The 19,858-nt window shown below is 33.1% G+C and carries 22 protein-coding genes and 1 pseudogene; all 23 read left to right on the forward strand.

All coding sequences use genetic code 11. The annotated features are described in order from the left end of the window. Nucleotides 1–12: 12 nt before the first annotated feature. The 23 genes and pseudogenes from ANG_RS11250 (at nt 13) to ANG_RS04700 (ending at nt 19,831) form a co-directional block, all read left to right on the forward strand. Nucleotides 13–183 (forward strand): hypothetical protein, encoded by a 171-nt coding sequence (locus ANG_RS11250; protein WP_182456016.1) that lies wholly within the window; start codon nt 13–15, stop codon nt 181–183. Next, nucleotides 174–1,667, forward strand: coding sequence for a primase C-terminal domain-containing protein (locus tag ANG_RS04595; protein WP_025271708.1), 1,494 nt, complete (start codon nt 174–176; stop codon nt 1,665–1,667). Before ANG_RS11250 ends, ANG_RS04595 begins: the two co-directional genes overlap by 10 nt. A gap of 110 nt (nt 1,668–1,777) precedes the next feature. Continuing rightward, entirely contained in the window at nt 1,778–1,966 is a 189-nt protein-coding gene (locus ANG_RS04600) for a hypothetical protein (RefSeq protein ID WP_025271709.1), read from the forward strand. Nucleotides 1,967–1,974: 8 nt separating this feature from the next. Further along, a pseudogene (locus ANG_RS04605) lies at nt 1,975–2,766 on the forward strand (DNA adenine methylase). Nucleotides 2,767–2,786: 20 nt separating this feature from the next. Continuing rightward, nucleotides 2,787–3,338 (forward strand): hypothetical protein, encoded by a 552-nt coding sequence (locus ANG_RS04610; protein WP_025271710.1) that lies wholly within the window; start codon nt 2,787–2,789, stop codon nt 3,336–3,338. Next, complete coding sequence (locus ANG_RS04615) at nt 3,335–3,538, forward strand: hypothetical protein (RefSeq protein WP_025271711.1); 204 nt, start codon at nt 3,335–3,337, stop codon at nt 3,536–3,538. The genes ANG_RS04610 and ANG_RS04615 overlap by 4 nt, the downstream gene beginning before the upstream one ends. Nucleotides 3,539–3,553: 15 nt before the next feature. After that, the gene (locus ANG_RS04620; RefSeq protein ID WP_003030136.1) at nt 3,554–3,985 is read left to right on the forward strand and encodes a hypothetical protein; all 432 of its coding nucleotides are present in this window, start codon (nt 3,554–3,556) and stop codon (nt 3,983–3,985) included. After that, the gene (locus tag ANG_RS04625) at nt 3,972–4,397 is read left to right on the forward strand and encodes a thioredoxin domain-containing protein (RefSeq protein ID WP_003030135.1); all 426 of its coding nucleotides are present in this window, start codon (nt 3,972–3,974) and stop codon (nt 4,395–4,397) included. Before ANG_RS04620 ends, ANG_RS04625 begins: the two co-directional genes overlap by 14 nt. Further along, complete coding sequence (locus ANG_RS04630; RefSeq protein WP_025271712.1) at nt 4,390–4,599, forward strand: hypothetical protein; 210 nt, start codon at nt 4,390–4,392, stop codon at nt 4,597–4,599. Before ANG_RS04625 ends, ANG_RS04630 begins: the two co-directional genes overlap by 8 nt. Continuing rightward, the gene (locus tag ANG_RS04635; RefSeq protein WP_025271713.1) at nt 4,596–5,609 is read left to right on the forward strand and encodes a hypothetical protein; all 1,014 of its coding nucleotides are present in this window, start codon (nt 4,596–4,598) and stop codon (nt 5,607–5,609) included. The genes ANG_RS04630 and ANG_RS04635 overlap by 4 nt, the downstream gene beginning before the upstream one ends. 28 nt (nt 5,610–5,637) lie before the next feature. Then, complete coding sequence (locus ANG_RS04640) at nt 5,638–6,006, forward strand: hypothetical protein (RefSeq protein WP_025271714.1); 369 nt, start codon at nt 5,638–5,640, stop codon at nt 6,004–6,006. Between the two features lie 23 nt (nt 6,007–6,029). Then, on the forward strand, nt 6,030–6,863 hold the full coding sequence (locus ANG_RS04645) for a hypothetical protein (RefSeq protein WP_025271715.1): 834 nt from the start codon (nt 6,030–6,032) through the stop codon (nt 6,861–6,863). Between the two features lie 151 nt (nt 6,864–7,014). Continuing rightward, on the forward strand, nt 7,015–7,368 hold the full coding sequence (locus ANG_RS04650; protein WP_025271716.1) for a hypothetical protein: 354 nt from the start codon (nt 7,015–7,017) through the stop codon (nt 7,366–7,368). A 31-nt stretch (nt 7,369–7,399) separates the two neighbouring features. Then, nucleotides 7,400–7,714 carry a hypothetical protein gene (locus ANG_RS04655; protein WP_025271717.1) on the forward strand — a complete coding sequence of 105 codons (315 nt, stop codon included), beginning with the start codon at nt 7,400–7,402 and terminating at the stop codon, nt 7,712–7,714. Between the two features lie 443 nt (nt 7,715–8,157). Next, a complete protein-coding gene (locus ANG_RS04660; RefSeq protein WP_003078059.1) occupies nt 8,158–8,475 on the forward strand; it encodes a hypothetical protein in 318 nt (105 codons plus the stop codon). Then, nucleotides 8,468–8,800 (forward strand): hypothetical protein, encoded by a 333-nt coding sequence (locus ANG_RS04665; protein ID WP_003030124.1) that lies wholly within the window; start codon nt 8,468–8,470, stop codon nt 8,798–8,800. The genes ANG_RS04660 and ANG_RS04665 overlap by 8 nt, the downstream gene beginning before the upstream one ends. A 15-nt stretch (nt 8,801–8,815) precedes the next feature. Continuing rightward, nucleotides 8,816–9,601, forward strand: coding sequence for a DNA/RNA non-specific endonuclease (locus ANG_RS04670; protein WP_025271718.1), 786 nt, complete (start codon nt 8,816–8,818; stop codon nt 9,599–9,601). Between the two features lie 21 nt (nt 9,602–9,622). Continuing rightward, the gene (locus ANG_RS04675) at nt 9,623–10,081 is read left to right on the forward strand and encodes a hypothetical protein (RefSeq protein ID WP_025271719.1); all 459 of its coding nucleotides are present in this window, start codon (nt 9,623–9,625) and stop codon (nt 10,079–10,081) included. An 11-nt stretch (nt 10,082–10,092) separates the two neighbouring features. After that, complete coding sequence (gene mobP2 / locus ANG_RS04680) at nt 10,093–12,447, forward strand: MobP2 family relaxase (protein ID WP_025271720.1); 2,355 nt, start codon at nt 10,093–10,095, stop codon at nt 12,445–12,447. Between the two features lie 332 nt (nt 12,448–12,779). Continuing rightward, nucleotides 12,780–13,295 (forward strand): hypothetical protein, encoded by a 516-nt coding sequence (locus tag ANG_RS04685; protein ID WP_003030114.1) that lies wholly within the window; start codon nt 12,780–12,782, stop codon nt 13,293–13,295. 26 nt (nt 13,296–13,321) lie between these two features. Continuing rightward, a complete protein-coding gene (locus ANG_RS04690) occupies nt 13,322–13,693 on the forward strand; it encodes a hypothetical protein (RefSeq protein ID WP_025271721.1) in 372 nt (123 codons plus the stop codon). A gap of 139 nt (nt 13,694–13,832) precedes the next feature. Beyond that, complete coding sequence (locus tag ANG_RS04695; RefSeq protein WP_025271722.1) at nt 13,833–14,093, forward strand: hypothetical protein; 261 nt, start codon at nt 13,833–13,835, stop codon at nt 14,091–14,093. A 20-nt stretch (nt 14,094–14,113) separates the two neighbouring features. Further along, nucleotides 14,114–19,831 (forward strand): PBECR4 domain-containing protein, encoded by a 5,718-nt coding sequence (locus ANG_RS04700; protein WP_025271723.1) that lies wholly within the window; start codon nt 14,114–14,116, stop codon nt 19,829–19,831. Nucleotides 19,832–19,858 lie beyond the last annotated feature (27 nt).

A 19,858-nucleotide genomic window follows, 5' to 3' on the forward strand; every position in this document is an offset into this window, starting at 1 on the left:
GTCCTAAAAATCATGAAAAAGATTGATTTATTAAAATGCTTATCCATCATCACAAAAGACGGATTAAGAACAAAAAAATTTAAGAATAGCCATCTAAAACTCATCTCTTCAGCTGAAGAAGAAACAATGTGTAGCCATTGCTACTATGGTTGGGGTAAAGACAAAGGAGAATTATGCAGCTAGAGACAATTTACCATCTCATCTTAAAAAATGGGATTAGAAACTATAAGTTTAAGAACAGTCAATTAAGACCTAAAAATTCTCCTGAAGAAGAGAATAAAGGTTCTATTTTTGGCTATCGTTCTAAAGATGATATGGTTCATGCTACTGGAGTCGTTTTAACCTCGTTAGAAGCGATTCTAGAGAATCGAGATAGATTTACTCATTGGACACCAAATGTTTATCGATATGGAGCTTATAGTGACAAAAAACGACGAATTACACGAGGACACAATGAAGAGAATCTTAGACAAATTAACACCTTTTACATTGACTTTGATATTACTTCATCAGCTGAAGAAATGTCCTCTGGAGACATCCTGAATGTGGCAATGGATTTAGGATTTATGCCAACGCTCATTTTAAAATCTGACAAAGGTTATCAAGCTTACTTTGCACTGAAAGAGCCAGCTTACGTGACTGCTCATTCAAATTTCAAAGTCATCAAAGTTGCGAAAGAGATCTCTCAGAATTTAAGAAATCATTTTAGTAAACATCTTCCAGTTGACTTAACCTGCAATCACTTTGGAATCGCTAGAATTCCTCGAACAGACAACGTAGAATTCTTTTTTGAAGAGTATACCTACTCGTTTGAAGAATGGCTTCAATGGTCTATGAAACAGTCAGAATTTAGCTTTTCAAAACGGAAAGCAAATCTAACTGTTATCACAGGAACGGAAGGCAAAAAACAAATTGATGAGCCCTGGTATAGAATGCTGATGAATGAATCAAATATCAAGGGAGCTAAAGCCCTGATGGGAAGAAACAATGTCTTATTCACTTTAGCGCTTGCGAACTATTCATCAGGTGTCTCTCAGGGCGATTGTGAGACAGTTTTGGGACAATTCAATGCAGGATTGGACGAACCACTCTCTCAGGACGAATGTCTGAAGGTTGTCAAAAGTGCTTATTCTGGAAAATACGAAGCTGCTAGTAGAGATTTTGTTCTCTTGCTTTGTAAAGCTTGGGTGGATAAGAAACTAACAATTAGTGATCTTTTTATTCGACAAGGTTGGAAGAAGTTTAAGAAACCTCGACAAGCAAGAAAAAATAGTCATCTGCATGAATGGAAAAGTGATGTCATGAACTATTTAGAAAGTCTGTCACAAGATACTGATCCATTTCTTGAGACGACAAAGAAAGCGATACGAGAGGAACTATCAATTCCAGAAAGAAGTTTAGATAAGGTATTGAAAGTTTTGAAGAAAGAACAAAAAATCTTTTTGAAAGTAAAATCCGGTCGAGGTGGAGGTATTCGAATTGCTTCTATCAAATCTGTTCTTTTATCTGTTATTCAGATTAAAAGAGAGCGTCAGGAAGCTTATTTTGCCAATATAGCCACTTTCTTTGAAGAAAGATTAGGATTTATCCAACAGGTACTTCAAAGAGCAGAGATGGCTTTTAAACAGGTTCGAGAAGTCTCTTTGTTTGAGGTTGACGTAGGCTAGATCGAAAACCCGCAAACTCCCATTACATTATATCTAAGATACCGTGAGGAATTTGTGAGCAGAAAAATAGATGTAAAAAAATAATAATCTGTTAGTAGGAGAATATTTCTATGCTAGAAAAACTAAGAAAAAAGATAGAACAAAATCTTTATCAGCTTATAAACATAAATAAGAGCTTAGGAGAACTTTGTAAAGGTCAATATGAATTATTGCTACATACTAGTTCTACTGAAGAGGATTTTGTAGCTTTAAATAATGATATGAGATTCATTATTGAATTATATGAAAAGGAAGGTTGAGAGTAATTATGAAATCAATTCTAAGGTATCCAGGAAGTAAATGGAACCTAGCACATAAGATTATTGAATTGTTTCCAGCTCATAAGAGCTATTTAGAACCATTCTTTGGAAGTGGAGCAGTTTTATTTAATAAACCTTCAAGTTCAATTGAAACGGTTAATGATTTGAATGAAGATGTCGTCAATTTGTTTCAAGTGATTCAGAGTTGTCCGGAAGAGCTGGCCGAAAAAGTATTTTTAATTCCTTATAGTCGAGCTGTTTATGATAGAGCTTAGGAATTTCGTCCAAAAGATGAAATAGAAAAAGCTCTTAGTTTCCTCATTCGTTCCATGATGTCACATGGTTTTAGAAATACAGAGAAATCAGGATGGAAGCGAGATGTTAATGGTCGTGAACGGTCTTATGCAGTTAAGCATTGGAATGAACTACCTGGAATTATTCAAGAGGCAGCCTTGCGCTTAAAAGAAGTTCAAATTGAAAAGCGCCCGGCATTAGATTTAATTCAAGAATTTAGTCGAAAAGATGTTTGTATGTATGTCGATCTACCATACGTATTAAGTACTAGAGCTAGAAAACAATATACTGTTGAGATGGAAGATAAAGATCATATAGAACTTTTAGGAGAACTGAACCAATCTAAGGCAAAAATATTACTTAGCGGTTATGATAGCGAACTTTATAATAAACGGTTATCTAATTGGGAAAGAATAGAGTTTGCATCGCTGGCAGAGGGTGGTCTGAAAAGAGTAGAGGTTCTTTGGATGAATTTTCAGCCTAATAAGCAGTTAGAACTATTTTAGGAGGATAAGGAGAAGTCAAAATGAAATTAAAAATAAATAGAGATTTATTTGCATCAGCTTTTGTGAGAAGTACAATTCTTTTCATTGCGCTTGGTATCATTAGTTACTGTCTAATAGACATTTTTGCTGCTAATAAAATTCAGAATAACAATACTTATCGGATTGTTCGGCTGACAAGCCAAACTCAAGACATTGGAACTAAAACTGAAAAAACGATTTATACAATTACTCTGAGTCAGTATGATAAAAATAAAGATGTATTTGCTATTCCTATCAATTTGGAAACCTATACCAAACTTTGTTGGTATTCTTCTCCTTCAAAAGTCCCTTTCTTGTCAAATACTTATGTTACTTATACATCTAAAGCCGGTTTCGGTACAGTAGATGATAAAATTCATTTTATTTCTACAGCTCCGAAATTGAGAAAAAAATACGCACATTCCTACTTTTTTCTAATCATGATAAGCTATTTCCTTACTATCACTTTAATCTATATTGTAGAGAGTATTGATAAGGATAGACTTGCTGAAGACAGAGAATTGTTAAAAACGTACAAGGAGGAAAACAAATGAAATATATCATCTTTAGCTTTTTATTAGGGGACTATGTTCGTGATAGTGAAGAGAAGATTTTGGTTTTTGAAAGTCAAGGATTGGCTTGTCAGTATATTCAGAAGCACTACCACAATGAAGAGCCTATTTCGACAACTAAGAAGTTTACTTGTTTGCCAAATTACTATGATGCACCGTTTCGGTTTCATAAAGTCAGTTAGAAAGAAGGAGTAGAAATGACTGAAAAGAAATATAAAATTCTTCGTGGCTATTATTTAACAGGCGTAGGTCAAGAAGAAGATGCTAATTATTTTAAAATGGATGACCAACATTCTGATTATGAATTTATTGCTGAAGGAGATATTTGTTTGACCTTCTATCAAAACCAAGACATCATTACAAGTATTCCTGCTTTAATTCGAGTAGATCATATTATTAAATCAGACAATGTTGTATCTAGTCTGTTGAAAGCTGAAAAGAATGATCATCTTCCAATGCTTCCAATTGTTCAGATCTTTGATTCTTTTGATCCAAAGCTCCAAAAGAAAATGCAAAATACTTTTCAAGTATTAAACAGCCAAATAAAAGAATTGGCTCAATTTAAAATGATTCAAGGCAATTTATTTGATTTTCTTGAAGAAGAAGGAGGGAATCATGGTGAAAGATAAACTAATGTTTCTGATCGGAATATTTGGATTGGTTTTATTGTTTGGTATGGCTATTTATAGCGGTTTCCAGTTTGATACCCCTTATGACAGTCATTTAACTCAAAAGCAATACAACGATGTAGTACTTGAGCAAAATGTTCAGCTTGTCTTTTATAAAAAGACTTGTCCTTATTGTCGAGCTGCTAAAAATGCAGTGATTAAAGCTGCTAGTAAGAGTGATTATCCAACGTTTTATATCAATATTCAAACAAAAGAGGGACAAAAATTAGTGCATCAATATGACGTAAATAAAGCAGCTACCGTAGTCTCTATTCGTAAAGGAGTTATCAAGTCTTACTTGTATGCTAAAAAGAACAATAAGGGAGATTTCACAGCTAATAAACAAGCAATAAAGGAGGCATTCCGTGAGTAATTTATTTAATTTTATCGGGCATATTATCACAATGTCTGCTCTGCTGACAGCTTGGTTTTTTCCACTTTTTCATGTGATGATTATTCGGAACTTTGAACAAGAGAAACGAATCTACAGAGCTTCTTTAGTGTTGATGATGCTTTTAAAAATCATTTATCCAGATAGTAAAATTCATCTTCGTCAGTGGAGGCAAGAAAAATGATAGATACAATAAAACAATTGATTAAACAACTTCAAGAAAGTTCAGTTATTCAATTCTTTTACAGAATAAAAGAATGGTGTCAAGAAAATGTTGTGAAACGAAAATTGATTACTTTTTCTCTCATGTTAGCTGCCTGGTTCAGTCTGTTATTAGGAGCTATCTTCTCCCCACAACGTCAAACTTTTACAACGGATCAACTTGCGACTAAACGAGTATTTGAAAATGGAACAGGAGAAATTAGTTTAGTTAAACAAATTTATTCTCCACAAACAGGAGTGATTGTACTTCAGTTTGAAACAACGGATTCTACTTCGTCTATTGCACGAGGGATAGATAGTAAAAGGTTAAGTTGGCAATTATACGCACAACACAAGTCTTCTGAAACAAGTATGGATGTCATTCCAATTACTGATAAAAAAATATCCGTCATTATCAAAAATGTTCCAAAAGGTTTTGGAGCTTTTGCGATTGATATTAAAAATAATAGAGTGACTACAAATCAAATTGATGTAGATATTTCTACGCCATCTAGTTCATCAGATGAAGATTTTAAAGGATTCAAAAAAGAAGATAAGTCTTCAGAAAATGTAGTTCAATTTTTTGTCACGCCACAAAATAAGAAAATGGAAATAGCAACTATTAAAAATATTTCTCGTGAAGAATTTGCTCTCCAAGAAATTGAAGAAGAAATTGATTTCCAAAAAGGACAGATGAAAAAATTGGCTCAATCAATTAAAAAATTAAAAGAGCTTATCAAAGATAACGAGTCCTCTAAAGAAAGCTTGTTGACAGAAGCAAAATATTTATCAGGTGATGATTTAACAAAGAATCAAAAAGACATTGAGCAGATTGATTCTGATACAGAAACGAAGAATCGCTCTATTGAAACAGCTAACCAAAATATAGATATTTTAAAAGAAAAAACAGCTTCGTTAGAAAAGAAAAAGGCAGCTATCAAAGATGGTACATTTGAATTTTCAAGTCCGATAGAGACTGTAGAGATGAAATAACAAAATGCGGAAGTAAAGAGGTAAAATTATGGAAAAAATATATGGTAAACTCGCACCAAAAGGACAACAACCTATTAGAAAACACCGTGTAGTATTTACAAGTACAAAAGGATTGTTTAGAAAACAAAGATGGGTGATGTTAGACATTGATGAAAATGGAATAACTTATAATAGTGAGCCTAGACATACAGGGGACATGTTTTCTTCAATGTATCTTGCTATAGGGGCAATTATCATAGATGAACGAGCTTTTACAATAACTATTAAGAATCCTGTCTGGGATGATTGTAAAATTTATGTTATTGATCTAAAGAGACTAGATGGAGATTTATGGACCAACTTCACAAAAATCAAAGATACACTCATCATTTTTGCAGGAAACAAGTTGGTCAATTAAGCTAAATTGAAAGGAAAAAAATCATGAAAAATTACACTCAAAAATGGAAAGAACTAAATAAGAATGGAATCAAATTATCATTGATTTGTGTCTTGAATTGGCTTATAAAATTCTTGTTTAAGGGACAATTTTATCTTTTCTCAGCCGTCTTTTTAGGCTTGCTGACATATTATATGCCACAGGATATTCAATTATCTACTGTGATAGTCTTAGCATTCTTAGTCGTGAGCAAGGTTTTAACGGATATCCTTTATACACTCCTATCAAGAGAGTGGAAACGGATGAAGACAGCTTTCAATATTGTTTTAATCTTTCTATTTTTTCTAGTAGGAAATAGGCACATTAAGCAACATGTTTTAACAGAATCTATGGTTAATCGTCTTCTTATATTTTGGCTAATTAGTCTTGTTCTTGCGACTCTTGTAACCTTTATTCAGCCGATATTATTTAAGCACTATCTCTTCAAAAATGTTATCAATAAAGAGTACCTAGGTCTTCGAAAACTAACAGATGCTCTGCCGCCTGAATGTAATCTTTATACGGATGCTGATGAAAAAGAAGCTGACAAACGGATGAAAATGATTAACCAAAATGTGGTCAAACAACTTTATCAAGGAGTTGTCGAATTAAGTTATTTAAACAGAGAAGTGATAACAGGTATTAGTTATAGAGCAATTCAATTTGAGAAAGAAAATGAACGGACTTTTATAGATATAGATACTATTTATTATCCTGTTTTTAGAGTTTTTCCGTTTGAAAATAAAAAAGATTTTAGCCATACACTGATTAAATTTAAACTCAGTAGAAGAGCTGCTTTTACAAAAGAGGTTGAAGAATTTATAAACCAACAGTCATAAAAAGAACTCCCTAATGTTAGATTGGGGAGTTCTTTTTGTTTTAAAATAATTTAATAAACTAATTTTTTTCTGATTTGTCCCATTAAAAAAATTTTTTTGGTTATCTTTTATACTAGAATCAATCAAAAAAAGAAAGGTATAAAGTATAAAAATGAGAAAACAACTTAAATTAGCACCAAAGGAAAATCAACCAATTAGAAAGTGTCGTACTGTATTCACAAGTACAAAAGGTTTGTTTAGAAAACAAAAATGGGTTGTGTTGGATATCGATGAATATGGAATAACCTATCATAGTGATTCAGGATATAAAGGAGAATTTTCTTCAATGTACGTCGTTCTTCAGGAAATTAAAATTGATGAACGTTCTTTTACGCTAACCATCAAGAAAAATGATTATGAAGTTTATTTGATTGATTTGAAAAAACTAGACGGTGATCTGTGGAGCAACTTCCAAATTATAAAAGAAAAAATTACCAATTTTGCAGGAAATAAATTAAAGGATTAAGAAATACAAAATTAGAAAAAGGAGAAACAATATGGCAAAAAAGAATATCAATAAAATTAAATCAGAGCTTGAAGAAGCCAAGGCAAAAGTTATCGCTTTGGAAGCAGAACAGAAACTTGCGGAAGAAACTCTTCAAAAAGAAATTGGAAAAATTTATACGCAAATTCAATTCAAAAAAGATAAAAATTTGTCGTATGAAGAAGTTTTATCAACGTTAAAATCTGAATTAACACTTGTAAAAGAAGAGGAAAAAGAACAACGTTTAGCAGCTAAAAAAGCTCGTGAAGAAGCAAAACAAAATGAAGCAAATACGCAAGACTTTTCAGTTGAAAATCATCAGAATTAACTCTTGAATAAATGATATGATGATTTATTTTTCAGGAATAGAAAGGTATGTAAATGTATGTATTCAATGTGTGATATTAACACACAGTGTAAGTAAATGTATTTATTGGTGTGTGTAAAAGTAGGTGAAACCGAGAAAATTGATATCACTGGAAACGTTGATACTATCAACTCCACACGGAACGTGGGGACAGTTTCCCTTATGCTCTTTTTCCAAGCCTGAAACACCAGGAGGGCATTAGCCCTGCTGGAATGTTTTGGTGACGGAAAACCGCAAAAATAGAAAACTTGTTTTCGTGATGTTGCGAGTTTGAGGTTTTCTTTTTTGCTTCTTTTGGCTTTTGCCTCGTCAAAAGAAAAAAGAAGGGCACTGTTTTGTATCAATTAGAATATAATTTTTCTTTCAAAATAATAAAAATAAAAAGATAGAGGGAGTATAAAATTATGGATATTTTAATCCGAGGTTTATCAAAAAACGAAGTGAATTATTTGAAAGCTTTAGCGAAAGAATCAAAGGCAAAATCGTTCAATCAGTTTCTACTTTCTGTCTGTCGTGAAAAAATTGCGAAAGGACAATTTAATCATTCAGAAAGTTTATATTTGAGTCATTTAGAAAATATGAAATTGACTAATGATTTTATTTTAGCGCAGGTTCAAAAACAAGAAGAGCAACTGAAAACATTTGAAGATAAAATGGATCAATACGCCAATCATATTTCTCGTTGGCTAGAATATGAGGGTGAGGTAGAAAGTGATGACTAGAGAAATCAAAATTCGGACTGTACCTAATTTAATATTTTCTCAACTTGAATTGATTTGCGAAAAATATGAGTTTTCTAGCTTTAATCAATTCATGCTTGACCAACTTCAAAACATCGTAAACAATGATGGATTGAATTTGTATCAGAATCAATTTGCGAAAACTTTATCAGAAATTAAATTTCAACAAAAAGAAATCTTAGATCAATTATTGAAAAATGAAATTCGTCAAATTAGTTTGGATGCGAAACAAGAAGTTGTCGAAAAATTGACGACAGATTGGCTACGATTTATAGATGATTTAGATGCTCTTGAAACAGAAAAATAATCGAAAGGAGTATAGATGAAGAAAAATAAATTTGCAGTAATTACTCTCATTTTTATTGTAATTTTTTTAATTCAGCCCCAAAATCGTGAGCAATTAACTACTGTTTTTACCCAACATGATATTAAAGAGCAATTGGCTTTTACTGATTCACCTGAAGAAAAAAATTTTGCCATCAAAGACCAGTATCAAAAACAAAATACTGCTCTGAAGAAAAAAGTTTTTGACAGACAACAAGTGATATATGTTAATAAAAAAGCTCAATTCACTTCTCAGGAATTGAATTTAGAAAAAGGTGCTTGGGAACATTATTCAGATTTAGATTTTTTAGGACGAGTTGGTGAAGCGAATGCTATGTTAGGGAGAGAACTTATGCCGCAAGGAAAAAGGGAAGACATTTCTTTTGTTTATCCTTCTGGCTGGAAAAATAAAAAAATTATTTTTAACGGAAAAAAGGATTATTTATATAATCGATCACACCTAATTGCTTTTGAATTGAGTGGTGAAAATGCGAATGTTAAAAATTTATTTACTGGAACAAGAGCATTGAATGCTAACTTTTCGGCTGAAAAAAATTCGATGGTTTATTATGAAAATATCATTGCTCAGTATATTAAGACAACAGGTCATCATGTACGTTATCGAGTGACCCCGCTTTTTAAAAATGTTGAATTAGTCTGTCGAGGAGTTCGGATAGAAGCGCAAAGTATTGAAGACCAAACTATCTCATTTGATATTTATATCTTCAATGTTCAACCAAATTATGAAATAAATTATTTAACAGGAACATCACAAATAAAATAAAAAAGGAGTACGATAAAACAAATGAAATCGAGATTATCTATTTATTGTAACGAAAAAAATTTGCAGAAGTTTGAAGAGGTTGTTGCTTATTTGGGAAGAGAAGAAAATAAATTTCTTTCTCACAAACAGACAGTTTCCTCAACGTTTACAATTCTACTGGAAACTTTTTATCAATTATTCATTGAAACAGGAAACGAAATGAGTTACTTTGAACGAATGGCTCGATTGAAACAGGACGTTGAAACTTCTCCAGATGAAAGTCAAAGAGCAATTAAACAGTTGAAGAAGCAGATGGATCAATTACTTTATCTTGAATTAACTAATTTCCATTCAATCACAAAGGGTGAGGAATGGGATGTGCAGGATTTAGAATCAGTTTATTCAAAATTAGATTCTAAACAACACGAATTATTGGCTCGAATTCAGGATGTGATTCAGGAAGACATTGCACGAGGTCAAACTGTCAAACATTCTCATTAAGGAGGTTTTAAGTGAGTGAAATAACGAGTCCAAAGATCACTTTTATGCTGCAATATACGGAAGCAAATGCTCAGTATGTTGACTATACAAATCGAGATGAAGCTGTTGAATTAGAGAATGATTTATCTTTAGAAAATCACAAGCAAGTGATTGAAGATTTGACAGAAGAACAAATTAAAGAAATCAAAAAAGCTGTTCCTGAACAAAATTTAAATTTTAAAGAATACATTGATTATATGAATCGTTCTTATGCGACTGAACAACAAAATCAGGAATGGACTGCTGTCTTTAATCAAGATGCTAATTATCTTCAAACAAAACGTGTGGATCAATTAAAAAGAAATTTAGAAGAAGCTTATCAAAATGGGTCATTGCTTTGGCAAGGAGTCATCTCGTTTGATAATGAATTTTTGGCTCAAGAAGGGTTGTATGATAAAGCAACTGGTCATGTTGATCAACAAGCAATTAAAAATGTTATCCGTGAAGCTATGCCAAAAGTCATTCAAAAAGAAGGACTTTCAGATTCAGCTTTTTGGTGGGGAAATATTCACCTCAACACAGATAATATTCATGTGCATATTGGACTTTCTGAAATCAACTCAAACCGGGAAAAGATTTTTTATCGTCCACGTGGTCGAATGGAATATCGAGGGAACTTTTCTCAAAAAACTATTAAGCAGCTAAAAAGTGATGTATTTCATGGACTAATCAATGAACAGACTCGTAATATGATTGTCAGAAAAGAACAAGTTTTGGCTAATCTCAAATCTGATCTTTTAACAAATGTTTTTAAAAATAATCAAGTGACGCTTTCAGCTGAAAAAAATTTTTTGGAGCAGGCTTATAATCATTTGCCTTTTGAAAAACAATGGCGGTATGCTTCTAATGCGAAAGATTTTGCAGTCAGTAAATTCTTTATAAACAAATATCTTGACTCCTACTTTGAAAACGAAGGGAAAGAAGATTATCAGAAATTTCTTACGGAAACAAGAGAATTTTTAGAAATGTACGAAGGAGTTTATTCAGCTGAAAAAAATCAAACTTACGAAAAGCTGCGATACGTGAACGGAAAAGCTGTTCGCAGCCAAGGACAGTCTAAAGGGTATGAGATTGAAAAATTGATTCATCGAAGAGAACATGAATTGAGAGAGCGTTTAGTAAATCAGATTCTACAAAAATTTAAGCAAGAGGTGCCTAGAATTGCCAATGTCGAACCTAAAAATAATATAGAAGACTTTTCTAAAGGAAATCAAGAAAGGATTCGACAACAGTGTCCAGATGCTACGTTTGTACACTTAGCTGATGTTTGGGAGAAAATGGGCTATCTTGTCCCTGAAGAAGCTATACCCATTATAATTTTAAAACCTGAAGTTAATGGAAACAAAGCTGGGAAGCCAACTTTTGTTCCAACTAAAGCTTACGACATTAGTCAAGTACAAGAAGATGTTCTGAATAAAAGAATGAATTTGAAACAGTTATCTTTGTTATCTTCAGATGAATTAAAAGAGCTAGTGGATGCTGCTAAAAATAAAGCAAATCGAACAGAGAAAGAGCGTCAGGAATTAGGAACTTTCCGCTATGCTTTAAAGTTAAGTTTGTTAAAAGAGCAGCAAGCCACTTTGTTAATTCAAAAACGTTTATTAGAGCAGATGAATCCTTTAAAAAATGACCAAGCTTTTGTTACTTTTAAAAAAATAGAGATAGAAGAGCGACTAAAACATATCGAATTTCAACTGACTCCGAATTTTAAACTAAAAAAGGGGGAGCTTGCAGAAAAAGAAAAACTATCTCAAAAATTTGAAGATAGTGTTCAATTTTCAATTTCAAAAGCTTCGGCTGAAAAAATCCAACTCCCTATAAACCGTTTAAATGCTGAAATAAGAGCTGTTTCGTCTCTTGAAGATAAAAGTATCCTTTCCCTATTAAAAGGGCAGGAGATGACAAAAGAGGGCTATATAGATGAACTAAAGACGCATGTGACTATTTTTCAGGTGAAACATAGTATTTACAACAATAACCAGATTATTGCTGAGACTAAAGATGATAGTCAAATAAAAAACTTAAAAAAAGAAAACGCCATTCATTTTTCTGAATTGAAAAAATTATATCGGAAATTATTACCTGAATCCGAAAGTGAGAAACAAAGTAAAATCGCTCAAGCTGTTTCTAAAAGTCTGCAAGAAAAGCAGCAGATAAGACAATCGAGTTTGCAGCAAAGTCAGGCACCATTAAAAATATCAAAAGATTTTATGCGTGGTTTGACTCTTGCTTTAAAAAATGCGGAAAAAGGAAATATGCGAGCCTTTATGGAAAAAGTAAGAGCAGATGAACGTGCTGAAAGAGAAGAGCAAGCGCAACAAATATAAAGTCCGGAAATGAAAAACGTACTAACAAAAGTATGTTAGTACGTCATGTTGTTAGAGAGCAACTCCCAAACTTTATTATACCATAAGAATTATTTGAAATTAACCCTAAGATTCGTTATCCTTCAATCAATATCAAAAAAATAATTTAAGGAGTAAAATATGAAAAAAATTAAGCTACAAATTGGCTTCATTATGCGAATGATAAAAATAAACAAAAAGTTATTTAATTTATTATGTATTTTTCTTGACAAAACGACTAAATGTGGTATAATTATTACATAAGAAGTTAAACAACTTATTAAATAATAACAAACAATAAAAGGAGATCGATAATGAACTTATCAAATTATACAAAAGTACGGCTTACAGATTCAAAAGGTTTGAACGGTGAAACCGCTTGGGCATATGGAATGAGAAAAAATCAATATAATTATGCCGCATACAACTTAAGACTAATTTTAGACAATAACACAAGTTATTTTTCAGCAGGAACAGAGCTTATCTTAGAAAAAGATGGTTATACGGTTGATATGAAAGCAACTCAAGAACTTGCCAATGCAAAAGCGCTTATTGCTCAATATCACGATTCAATGAAAGCGATAGAAACACCGACTAGTAAACTATCAGCCAAACTTGTTAAAAAAGGAAATTTATCAAAATTTATTGGCAAGAAGATTCTAGTTTCAGCTGGTGAAATTGAGTTTATATCACTACAAGAAAATGATCATTCTGTCTGGTTAGAGGGAAAAAATCTTTTAACAGGTGAAATTAAGAAATATAGTGATTTTGCTTGGATTGCGAAGAAATCTGGTTATAGTGAACAGGATATAGAATTATATTTTGGATGAAATAGAAATAAAGTAGGAGTTTAAATATGGTAGATACAGAAGTACTGATACTATCTAGAAATGAATTTCTTGGACTTCAAGGACTAAGTTTTCCAATTAGTGACTATTTGGAGGATAAGATGAGAGGAAATAGAAACTTTTCAAGTGGGAAGCAAAGAGAAAAGTTTACGAAAGAAGCTAGAATAAATATTGATAGTTATCACGATAGACGAAATGAAGCAATACAAGAATATGATCTCTTAGTAGCTTCTGGAAAAATAAAACCACCTACACGAATCCAGAAATCGCTGAAAATAGCACAAGGACATCCAGATAATCAATCAGTCCAGGCAGCAAGAAGAATGCTAGCTAAGAGAGGATACGATTGGCAAACTGGAGAACCTATTAGTGTCACTTGATAATTGAATCAATTAAAAAAGGCTTTCAAGTCTATCTTGAAGGTTTTTTTGTAGCGATTTTTAACTCTGAAATGTCCCATTAAAACAAGAAATTTAATTATCTCTTACACTAAAAGTAAAATTGAAAGGAGTTTTCATTATGAAACTATATTTTCCAGATGTTCAAATTGAAAAATTTGATTTTGATGAAGATTGGTTGATTCGTTCCACTAATCCATCAACTTATCAAGTCCTCTACGAAGGCTTGGGTAAAAATAAGGATTTAGAGATGGTTATTAGTTATCAAGATAATCCTGAGCTGTTTCAATCTCTTGGTAAAGGTGAGTTAGTTCAATTACCAAAAGAACTATTTCTTCAGCCAGAAGAAGCAGAACCTTGCTTAGAATATGAATGCTTTTAAAAAGAGAAAGGAGTTTAAATATGGTAAACGAAACAACCTCGAAATCGGCAAATTATGGTAGTAAAAGTCGAAAAGAAAGGGTAGATTTAGCTCGTTCACGTGATATTTTGGATGTTGCGGAACAATTAGGAATGGAATTAGAAAGAGCTGGTCGTGATTATCGTTGGAAAGAACATGATAGCTTAGTCATTACTCCAAACAAAAATGTTTGGAAATGGTTTTCTAGAGATCAGGGCGGTGATGTGATTGCTTTGGTTGAAACAATAAAAGAAATCAATTTTAATCAAGCAATTGATTATTTAAATGATGGTGTCTTTAAAACATTTGATTATAGTGGAAAGCAAGAGAAACAAGAACCATTCCGTTATCTTATGGAAAAATATGAGCATCCTGACTTTGAAATTGCTAGAAACTATTTAAAAAATGAAAGAGGTCTTTCTGATGAAACAATCAATTTCTTTTTAACTTCTGGAAAAATGGCAGAAGCTACTAGAAAAAAGGGAGATTATTTTGAACCTGCCATTGTCTTTAAGTATAAAGATTTAGATGGGAAGCTAGTTGGTGCTAGTTTGCAAGGGATTGTAGAAAATCGAGTTCAACATCCTGAACGTGGTCGTTTGAAGCAAATTATTCAAAATTCAGATAGCATGCAAGGATTTAGTGTTGATGTAGGAAATCCTAAACGCCTTGTTTTTGCAGAGGCTCCAATAGACTTAATGAGTTATTATCAAGCGAATAAAGAGCATTTGAATGATGTACGCTTAGTGGCTATGGATGGTTTAAAGGAATCAACAATAGGTTTTCATTTGGCTCAATTACAATCAGAGTTATCAGGACGACCGCTTAATTGGTCACGTCAACAATTGGCAGATGGTGTCAATATTGCAGCTCAAAACGGATTCTTCAAATATGGAAAACGTTCTGATATGATTACTTTAGCAGTAGATAATGATGCTGCAGGTAACAATTTTATTACGAATTTCTTAAAGAAAGAAATTCCTGTTCAAATTGATATTCCGCCAATCTTATATCGAAATCGAGACAAAGCAGATTGGAATGATTATCTCACCCGACCAGCTACTCCTGGAACAGTACTATATCATGTTTATAGTTTTGATAGAGAGAATGAAGATTATCATTATCATGGCTATTATCCTGAAGAACTAGCTGTTTTTAAACAAAAAGAATTGACATCTGATAAAGTAAAAGTAGTGACTTCTAAAGAAATTTTAATGAAGGAGGAAATAGAACCTTCGATAGCTTTTACTGAAGAGGTATTACAAGATAGTGCAAGCCAAAAAGTATTAACTTCAATTCAGGAACTTCAAGATCGTAGTTACGCTAATCAAATCAGTTATAGTAGCTTGACTGGCAATATTAAAACATTAACAGAGAGTGTTCAAAATAAGGTTCAAAGAGGGCAATTAAGCATTCATTTATCTGATGAGGTTTACTTCTATACTTTAGTCAACTATACAGGGTGGAGCTACCCTATGCAGCAACTGAAACCGGCAGCCTTAGATGTGCTAATAGAGCATCGTTCTTTCTTCGAAAGTATTAACGAGACGAATATTGAGCGTTTCAAAGAAAAAGGCACACCTGAACAAAATCAAATGTATCAGCTATTAAAAGGGATTCAAAAAGAACTGGGACGTTCTGATACCTCTACTATTTTCTCAGAAGAAGTCGCTATCAGTGCTTACAATCTTAACAATCGGCTGGATAGTCTAACAGCAGAGAACTGGGGTAAGTCTATCAGTGAGCCACTAAACAGCTTAGGACGAGATACATGGAATATTCTTAGCTATCCTGCAAATCAGTTAGATACACCAAATAATGACTATTTCTATCAGTTAGTTCCTTATCACTTGTTGGAATATCTTGAACATTCTACTGGACAAACTGAAATTTCAGTAGATGTATATGAACAAATTCTAGATAAATTAAAATACAGATCTGTAGAAGTGATTCCTCCAGAAGAGGACATCAAGAAGACTCAAAATGAAGACTCATTGCAAAATATTACACAAGAAAAGGATCAGAAAGACAATAGCCGTTTGGCTCAAGCTCAACGAAAATTAAATCGTTTAAAAGGAGAATTGGATAACTCAATTCAAGCGGCTCAAGAACATCAAAACTTAACAAACGGTCAGCCAATGAATGATAAGCGAAATGGAGCTGCATTCTTTAAAAAACAAGAGCAATTGGAAAATAAGGTCTTTTCTACAATGGATGAAATTAAAAAGCAAGAAGAGAGAGTAGAAAAGTTGCAATACCAAAAAGAACTCAAAGAAAAAGGGCTTAACCGTCAGGGAAATGGTCTTGAAATGAGTGTACAAAATCTTCCAAAAATTCGAGAAGAAATTGAAAAAGCTGACCGTGGAGAATCAATGTTTACTAAAGAGACTATTAAACGTTATCGGCAGGAATTAGAACGATTAGAAGCTGCTCAAAACAAAGCAGAAGGTGTGATTATTCAGCCTGCAGCTCAATCTCTAATTGATGAAGGAATTGTCAATCAATGGCAAAAAAGACCTGATACTTATTTTGTGAAAGGTCTGAGAAGAGTTGCGTTAGAGCTGACTGAGGAAGGAAACTTTCAAATTTCTTCAAATTGGAAGTATCAGCCAAAAACGGAAGACGAAAAGGAGAAAGTAGAGGACTTGCTGAGTCGTCAGTCTCTTCAGCAGGAACACATTATTAAAGAACATGTTGAGGTGAAACCCCAATTACAAGTTGCTTTTGATTTCTCGGAAAATCAGGTTCTATCAAATAAGTATCATGAAGGCGATATTGTCCTTTATCAGGAGTTTGTAAAAGATTTCTATCCTGAAATGATTCGTCGCCGTACAGAATCAGTCGCCTTGCAAAATGGCTATGATAAAACTTACTTTGCTTTATTAGATGAGAATAACAACGAACTTGTAAAAGATATTCGATTTGATTTAGGGGATCCGACTACTAGATTATCAGAGAAGTGTGAAAATTATTTACCTCCTAAATACCTAACCATTGCAAAAAAGATTGATCAGAATTATTTTGGCGATCAATCATCTATCCAAGAAGTGACTGAAAATATCAAAAAAGCTCCTGAGCAAGCTCAAGAGCAAATGATTGATAGGACCAATGGTGGCACGGGTTCTTTACAGCCCGAAGCTGAAGGTAGCACCTCACCCGTACTTGAAACAAGTACCTTTGAACGGTCTGTTACCAGCCGCCCTACATCATCCTATCCTTACTTACATTTTACCACAAATTATGCAGAAGTGCAAAAAAGAATAGGAAACTATCATCCAATAACACCAGTAGATTTGAAGCGGTTAAATCAATATGCACCATCTATTCAATCTACAGCACGCTGGTATTTAGATGAACTTGCAGATAGTAAGATTAGTTTTATCTATGCAGATAGAGGAATTGAAAATATCTTAGAAGTTACTTTCCAAAAAGAAAACTTTATTCATCTATCAGGAATTAGACCTTTTGAAGAAGGAAAAGGAGCTGCAGACTTTTTGGAAGATTTTGCGTCTGGTTATGGTTTTTATGATGGAATGTTAATCAGTAATGCAATTAAAGATAAGCTACAGGTTCTTCCTATGCTACAGGATATTTTAGAACCACAATCATTTGTTTTAGATGATTTAACCAGTGTTGAAAAACTGCATAATTTGAACATGAGTGAAGCCATTAAATCGAAGGATGAAGATTTTCTTCTGTTGTTCAAAGATGCAGGGGATGAGAAAATACCAGCTTCTTTGATGAAATTAAAAGGAGAATTGGCAACCAATGTACAAGATTTGGCTGAAAAAACAATTCTTGGTATTTACCGTGAACGTAATGGTCAAATAGAACAACTGGCTATCAATGACGATTATGTTAAGGATGATGGCGAGGAAATGTTATCAGTCTTAAAAAATAGACAATACGAAGAAATTCTTGAGAGAATCGAGCCACAAAATGAACAACTTTCTCAGCTGGAAAATCAAAGCCTTAATCAGGAATTAGGAAAAGACTTAGACAGACCTTTGAATGTTCTTGAATCGGTATCAGAAGATGCTGAAATGGGTCAAGAAGCTTCCTCAATTGGTTCTCCCAAGCAAGAATTAAAAGATGGCTTGGCAAGACGTGTTGAAGAGATTATAAAACAAAACCAAAAAGAGGCTTTAGTAGCTTCAATTCCTGAACTTCAAGAGAAATTATCAAGGGAAAGTGATTTGATTGGCTCATCTCTAACAGATGAGGGAATGCTTTATACACATCAAGAATCATTTGGAAAAGATTATCAATTAGAATTAGCTGTTCATAGTTCAATTGCTGTTGAATCTTTAACAGAACAGCCAGCTCCTTGGAGTTTAGCTGTTTTAAAAGATAATCAAATACTTGGCTATCTAGCTTATGGTAGTGACTGGGGAAATGACTTCCAAATTGAGGATAATTTAGAAGGCTTAGTTGAACAGATTCTTTCAGAAGAAGTTTCTAAAGGTCTCTATTCACAAGAAGAAATAGATACTTTCCTGAAAGAATTTCAGGTTGGTGAGGATCGCCAAAATAATCAGGTTGAAGAGTTTTCTTCAGATGCTCCATTTGATTATGAGAAAGCTTCTGCTTATGAACTAAGTGAAATAGCTTTTCAAAAGATTCGTGAGTTTACTCAATCACCAGAAGAGTTAGCTCATTATATGGATTTTATGAGTAAATTTCCAACTCTATCTCCTAGAAATGCTGCTTTAGTTCAAGCACAATGGCCGGGAGCAAATGCTGTAGCAACCTTTAATCAATGGAAAGCGTTAGGAGAAACATTAGGAATCAGTTCTGATGATGTTGTTCAAACAACTAATACTTTTACTAATAAGAGGACAGGTAACAGTCAAGAGGTAACTAAACAAACCTTGTCTGTCAAAGCTGGAGAACATGCACAAATCACTCTTTTTCGTCCAGTCATGGAAGAGATGATTCCGGTTTTCGATGAGAATGGGAAACAGGTAATCAATGGTAAAGGGCATCCAAAATTTAAGAAGAAAAAAGAAGCCTCTTTAGAAGAAAAACAATTGATTGCTGAAGGAAAACTGAAGGTTGTTCGATTTCAGGTACGAGATTTGTTGAAGGGGCAAGGGAAATTCACCTTATATAAAGTATTTGAACTAAGCCAAACGAATCTAAAACCAGAAGCTTATCCTAAAGCGATGCCGAATCGTCATTACAACTTTGAAACAGACAAAGTTAAAACAAAAGAGGTTCTACTAGGACTTCAAGACTATGCTCAAAAGCTTGGAGTTGCTATTTCAACAGATGAGCATCATGTTTTAGGAAATGCTAAAGGTGCTTTTTATCCAAATGACCAGAAAATCTTATTAAATCCTGATAATTCAATCGGAGAGAAAATTGGTACAACGATTCATGAGTTAGCTCATGCTACGCTACATAATTTTCATGAAGGAAAAAATGAACTCCATCTTTCAACTGGAAGAAAAGAGTTGGAAGCAGAAATGACCAGTTACTTGGTTTCTAAGCATTTTGGACTAGATACCAGTGAGGAAGCCATTCAGTATATGTCGCATTGGACAAATCAATTGAAGGATTTGAATGATAAAGAGTTAAATCAATCCATGACTCGTATTCACAAGACTGTTTCATGCGTTATAAAAAGTGTTGAGAAACACACAAAACCTTATCAGTTGAATAAAAATAGAGGACAGAATTTCGGCTCTCGATTTCCAAACAAAAGTTTAAAAATGTAAAAAATAGGTACTCCTTTTTTGGAGTAT

This window comes from Streptococcus anginosus subsp. whileyi MAS624, assembly GCF_000478925.1.
Classification (GTDB): domain Bacteria; phylum Bacillota; class Bacilli; order Lactobacillales; family Streptococcaceae; genus Streptococcus; species Streptococcus whileyi.

Coding starts and splice junctions, on each gene's coding strand:
- ANG_RS11250 (WP_182456016.1), top strand. CDS start 13: ATGAAAAAGATTGATTTATTAAAATGCTTATCCATCATCACAAAAGAC.
- ANG_RS04595 (WP_025271708.1), top strand. CDS start 174: ATGCAGCTAGAGACAATTTACCATCTCATCTTAAAAAATGGGATTAGA.
- ANG_RS04600 (WP_025271709.1), top strand. CDS start 1,778: ATGCTAGAAAAACTAAGAAAAAAGATAGAACAAAATCTTTATCAGCTT.
- ANG_RS04610 (WP_025271710.1), top strand. CDS start 2,787: ATGAAATTAAAAATAAATAGAGATTTATTTGCATCAGCTTTTGTGAGA.
- ANG_RS04615 (WP_025271711.1), top strand. CDS start 3,335: ATGAAATATATCATCTTTAGCTTTTTATTAGGGGACTATGTTCGTGAT.
- ANG_RS04620 (WP_003030136.1), top strand. CDS start 3,554: ATGACTGAAAAGAAATATAAAATTCTTCGTGGCTATTATTTAACAGGC.
- ANG_RS04625 (WP_003030135.1), top strand. CDS start 3,972: ATGGTGAAAGATAAACTAATGTTTCTGATCGGAATATTTGGATTGGTT.
- ANG_RS04635 (WP_025271713.1), top strand. CDS start 4,596: ATGATAGATACAATAAAACAATTGATTAAACAACTTCAAGAAAGTTCA.
- ANG_RS04640 (WP_025271714.1), top strand. CDS start 5,638: ATGGAAAAAATATATGGTAAACTCGCACCAAAAGGACAACAACCTATT.
- ANG_RS04645 (WP_025271715.1), top strand. CDS start 6,030: ATGAAAAATTACACTCAAAAATGGAAAGAACTAAATAAGAATGGAATC.
- ANG_RS04650 (WP_025271716.1), top strand. CDS start 7,015: ATGAGAAAACAACTTAAATTAGCACCAAAGGAAAATCAACCAATTAGA.
- ANG_RS04655 (WP_025271717.1), top strand. CDS start 7,400: ATGGCAAAAAAGAATATCAATAAAATTAAATCAGAGCTTGAAGAAGCC.
- ANG_RS04660 (WP_003078059.1), top strand. CDS start 8,158: ATGGATATTTTAATCCGAGGTTTATCAAAAAACGAAGTGAATTATTTG.
- ANG_RS04665 (WP_003030124.1), top strand. CDS start 8,468: ATGACTAGAGAAATCAAAATTCGGACTGTACCTAATTTAATATTTTCT.
- ANG_RS04670 (WP_025271718.1), top strand. CDS start 8,816: ATGAAGAAAAATAAATTTGCAGTAATTACTCTCATTTTTATTGTAATT.
- ANG_RS04675 (WP_025271719.1), top strand. CDS start 9,623: ATGAAATCGAGATTATCTATTTATTGTAACGAAAAAAATTTGCAGAAG.
- ANG_RS04685 (WP_003030114.1), top strand. CDS start 12,780: ATGAACTTATCAAATTATACAAAAGTACGGCTTACAGATTCAAAAGGT.
- ANG_RS04690 (WP_025271721.1), top strand. CDS start 13,322: ATGGTAGATACAGAAGTACTGATACTATCTAGAAATGAATTTCTTGGA.
- ANG_RS04695 (WP_025271722.1), top strand. CDS start 13,833: ATGAAACTATATTTTCCAGATGTTCAAATTGAAAAATTTGATTTTGAT.
- ANG_RS04700 (WP_025271723.1), top strand. CDS start 14,114: ATGGTAAACGAAACAACCTCGAAATCGGCAAATTATGGTAGTAAAAGT.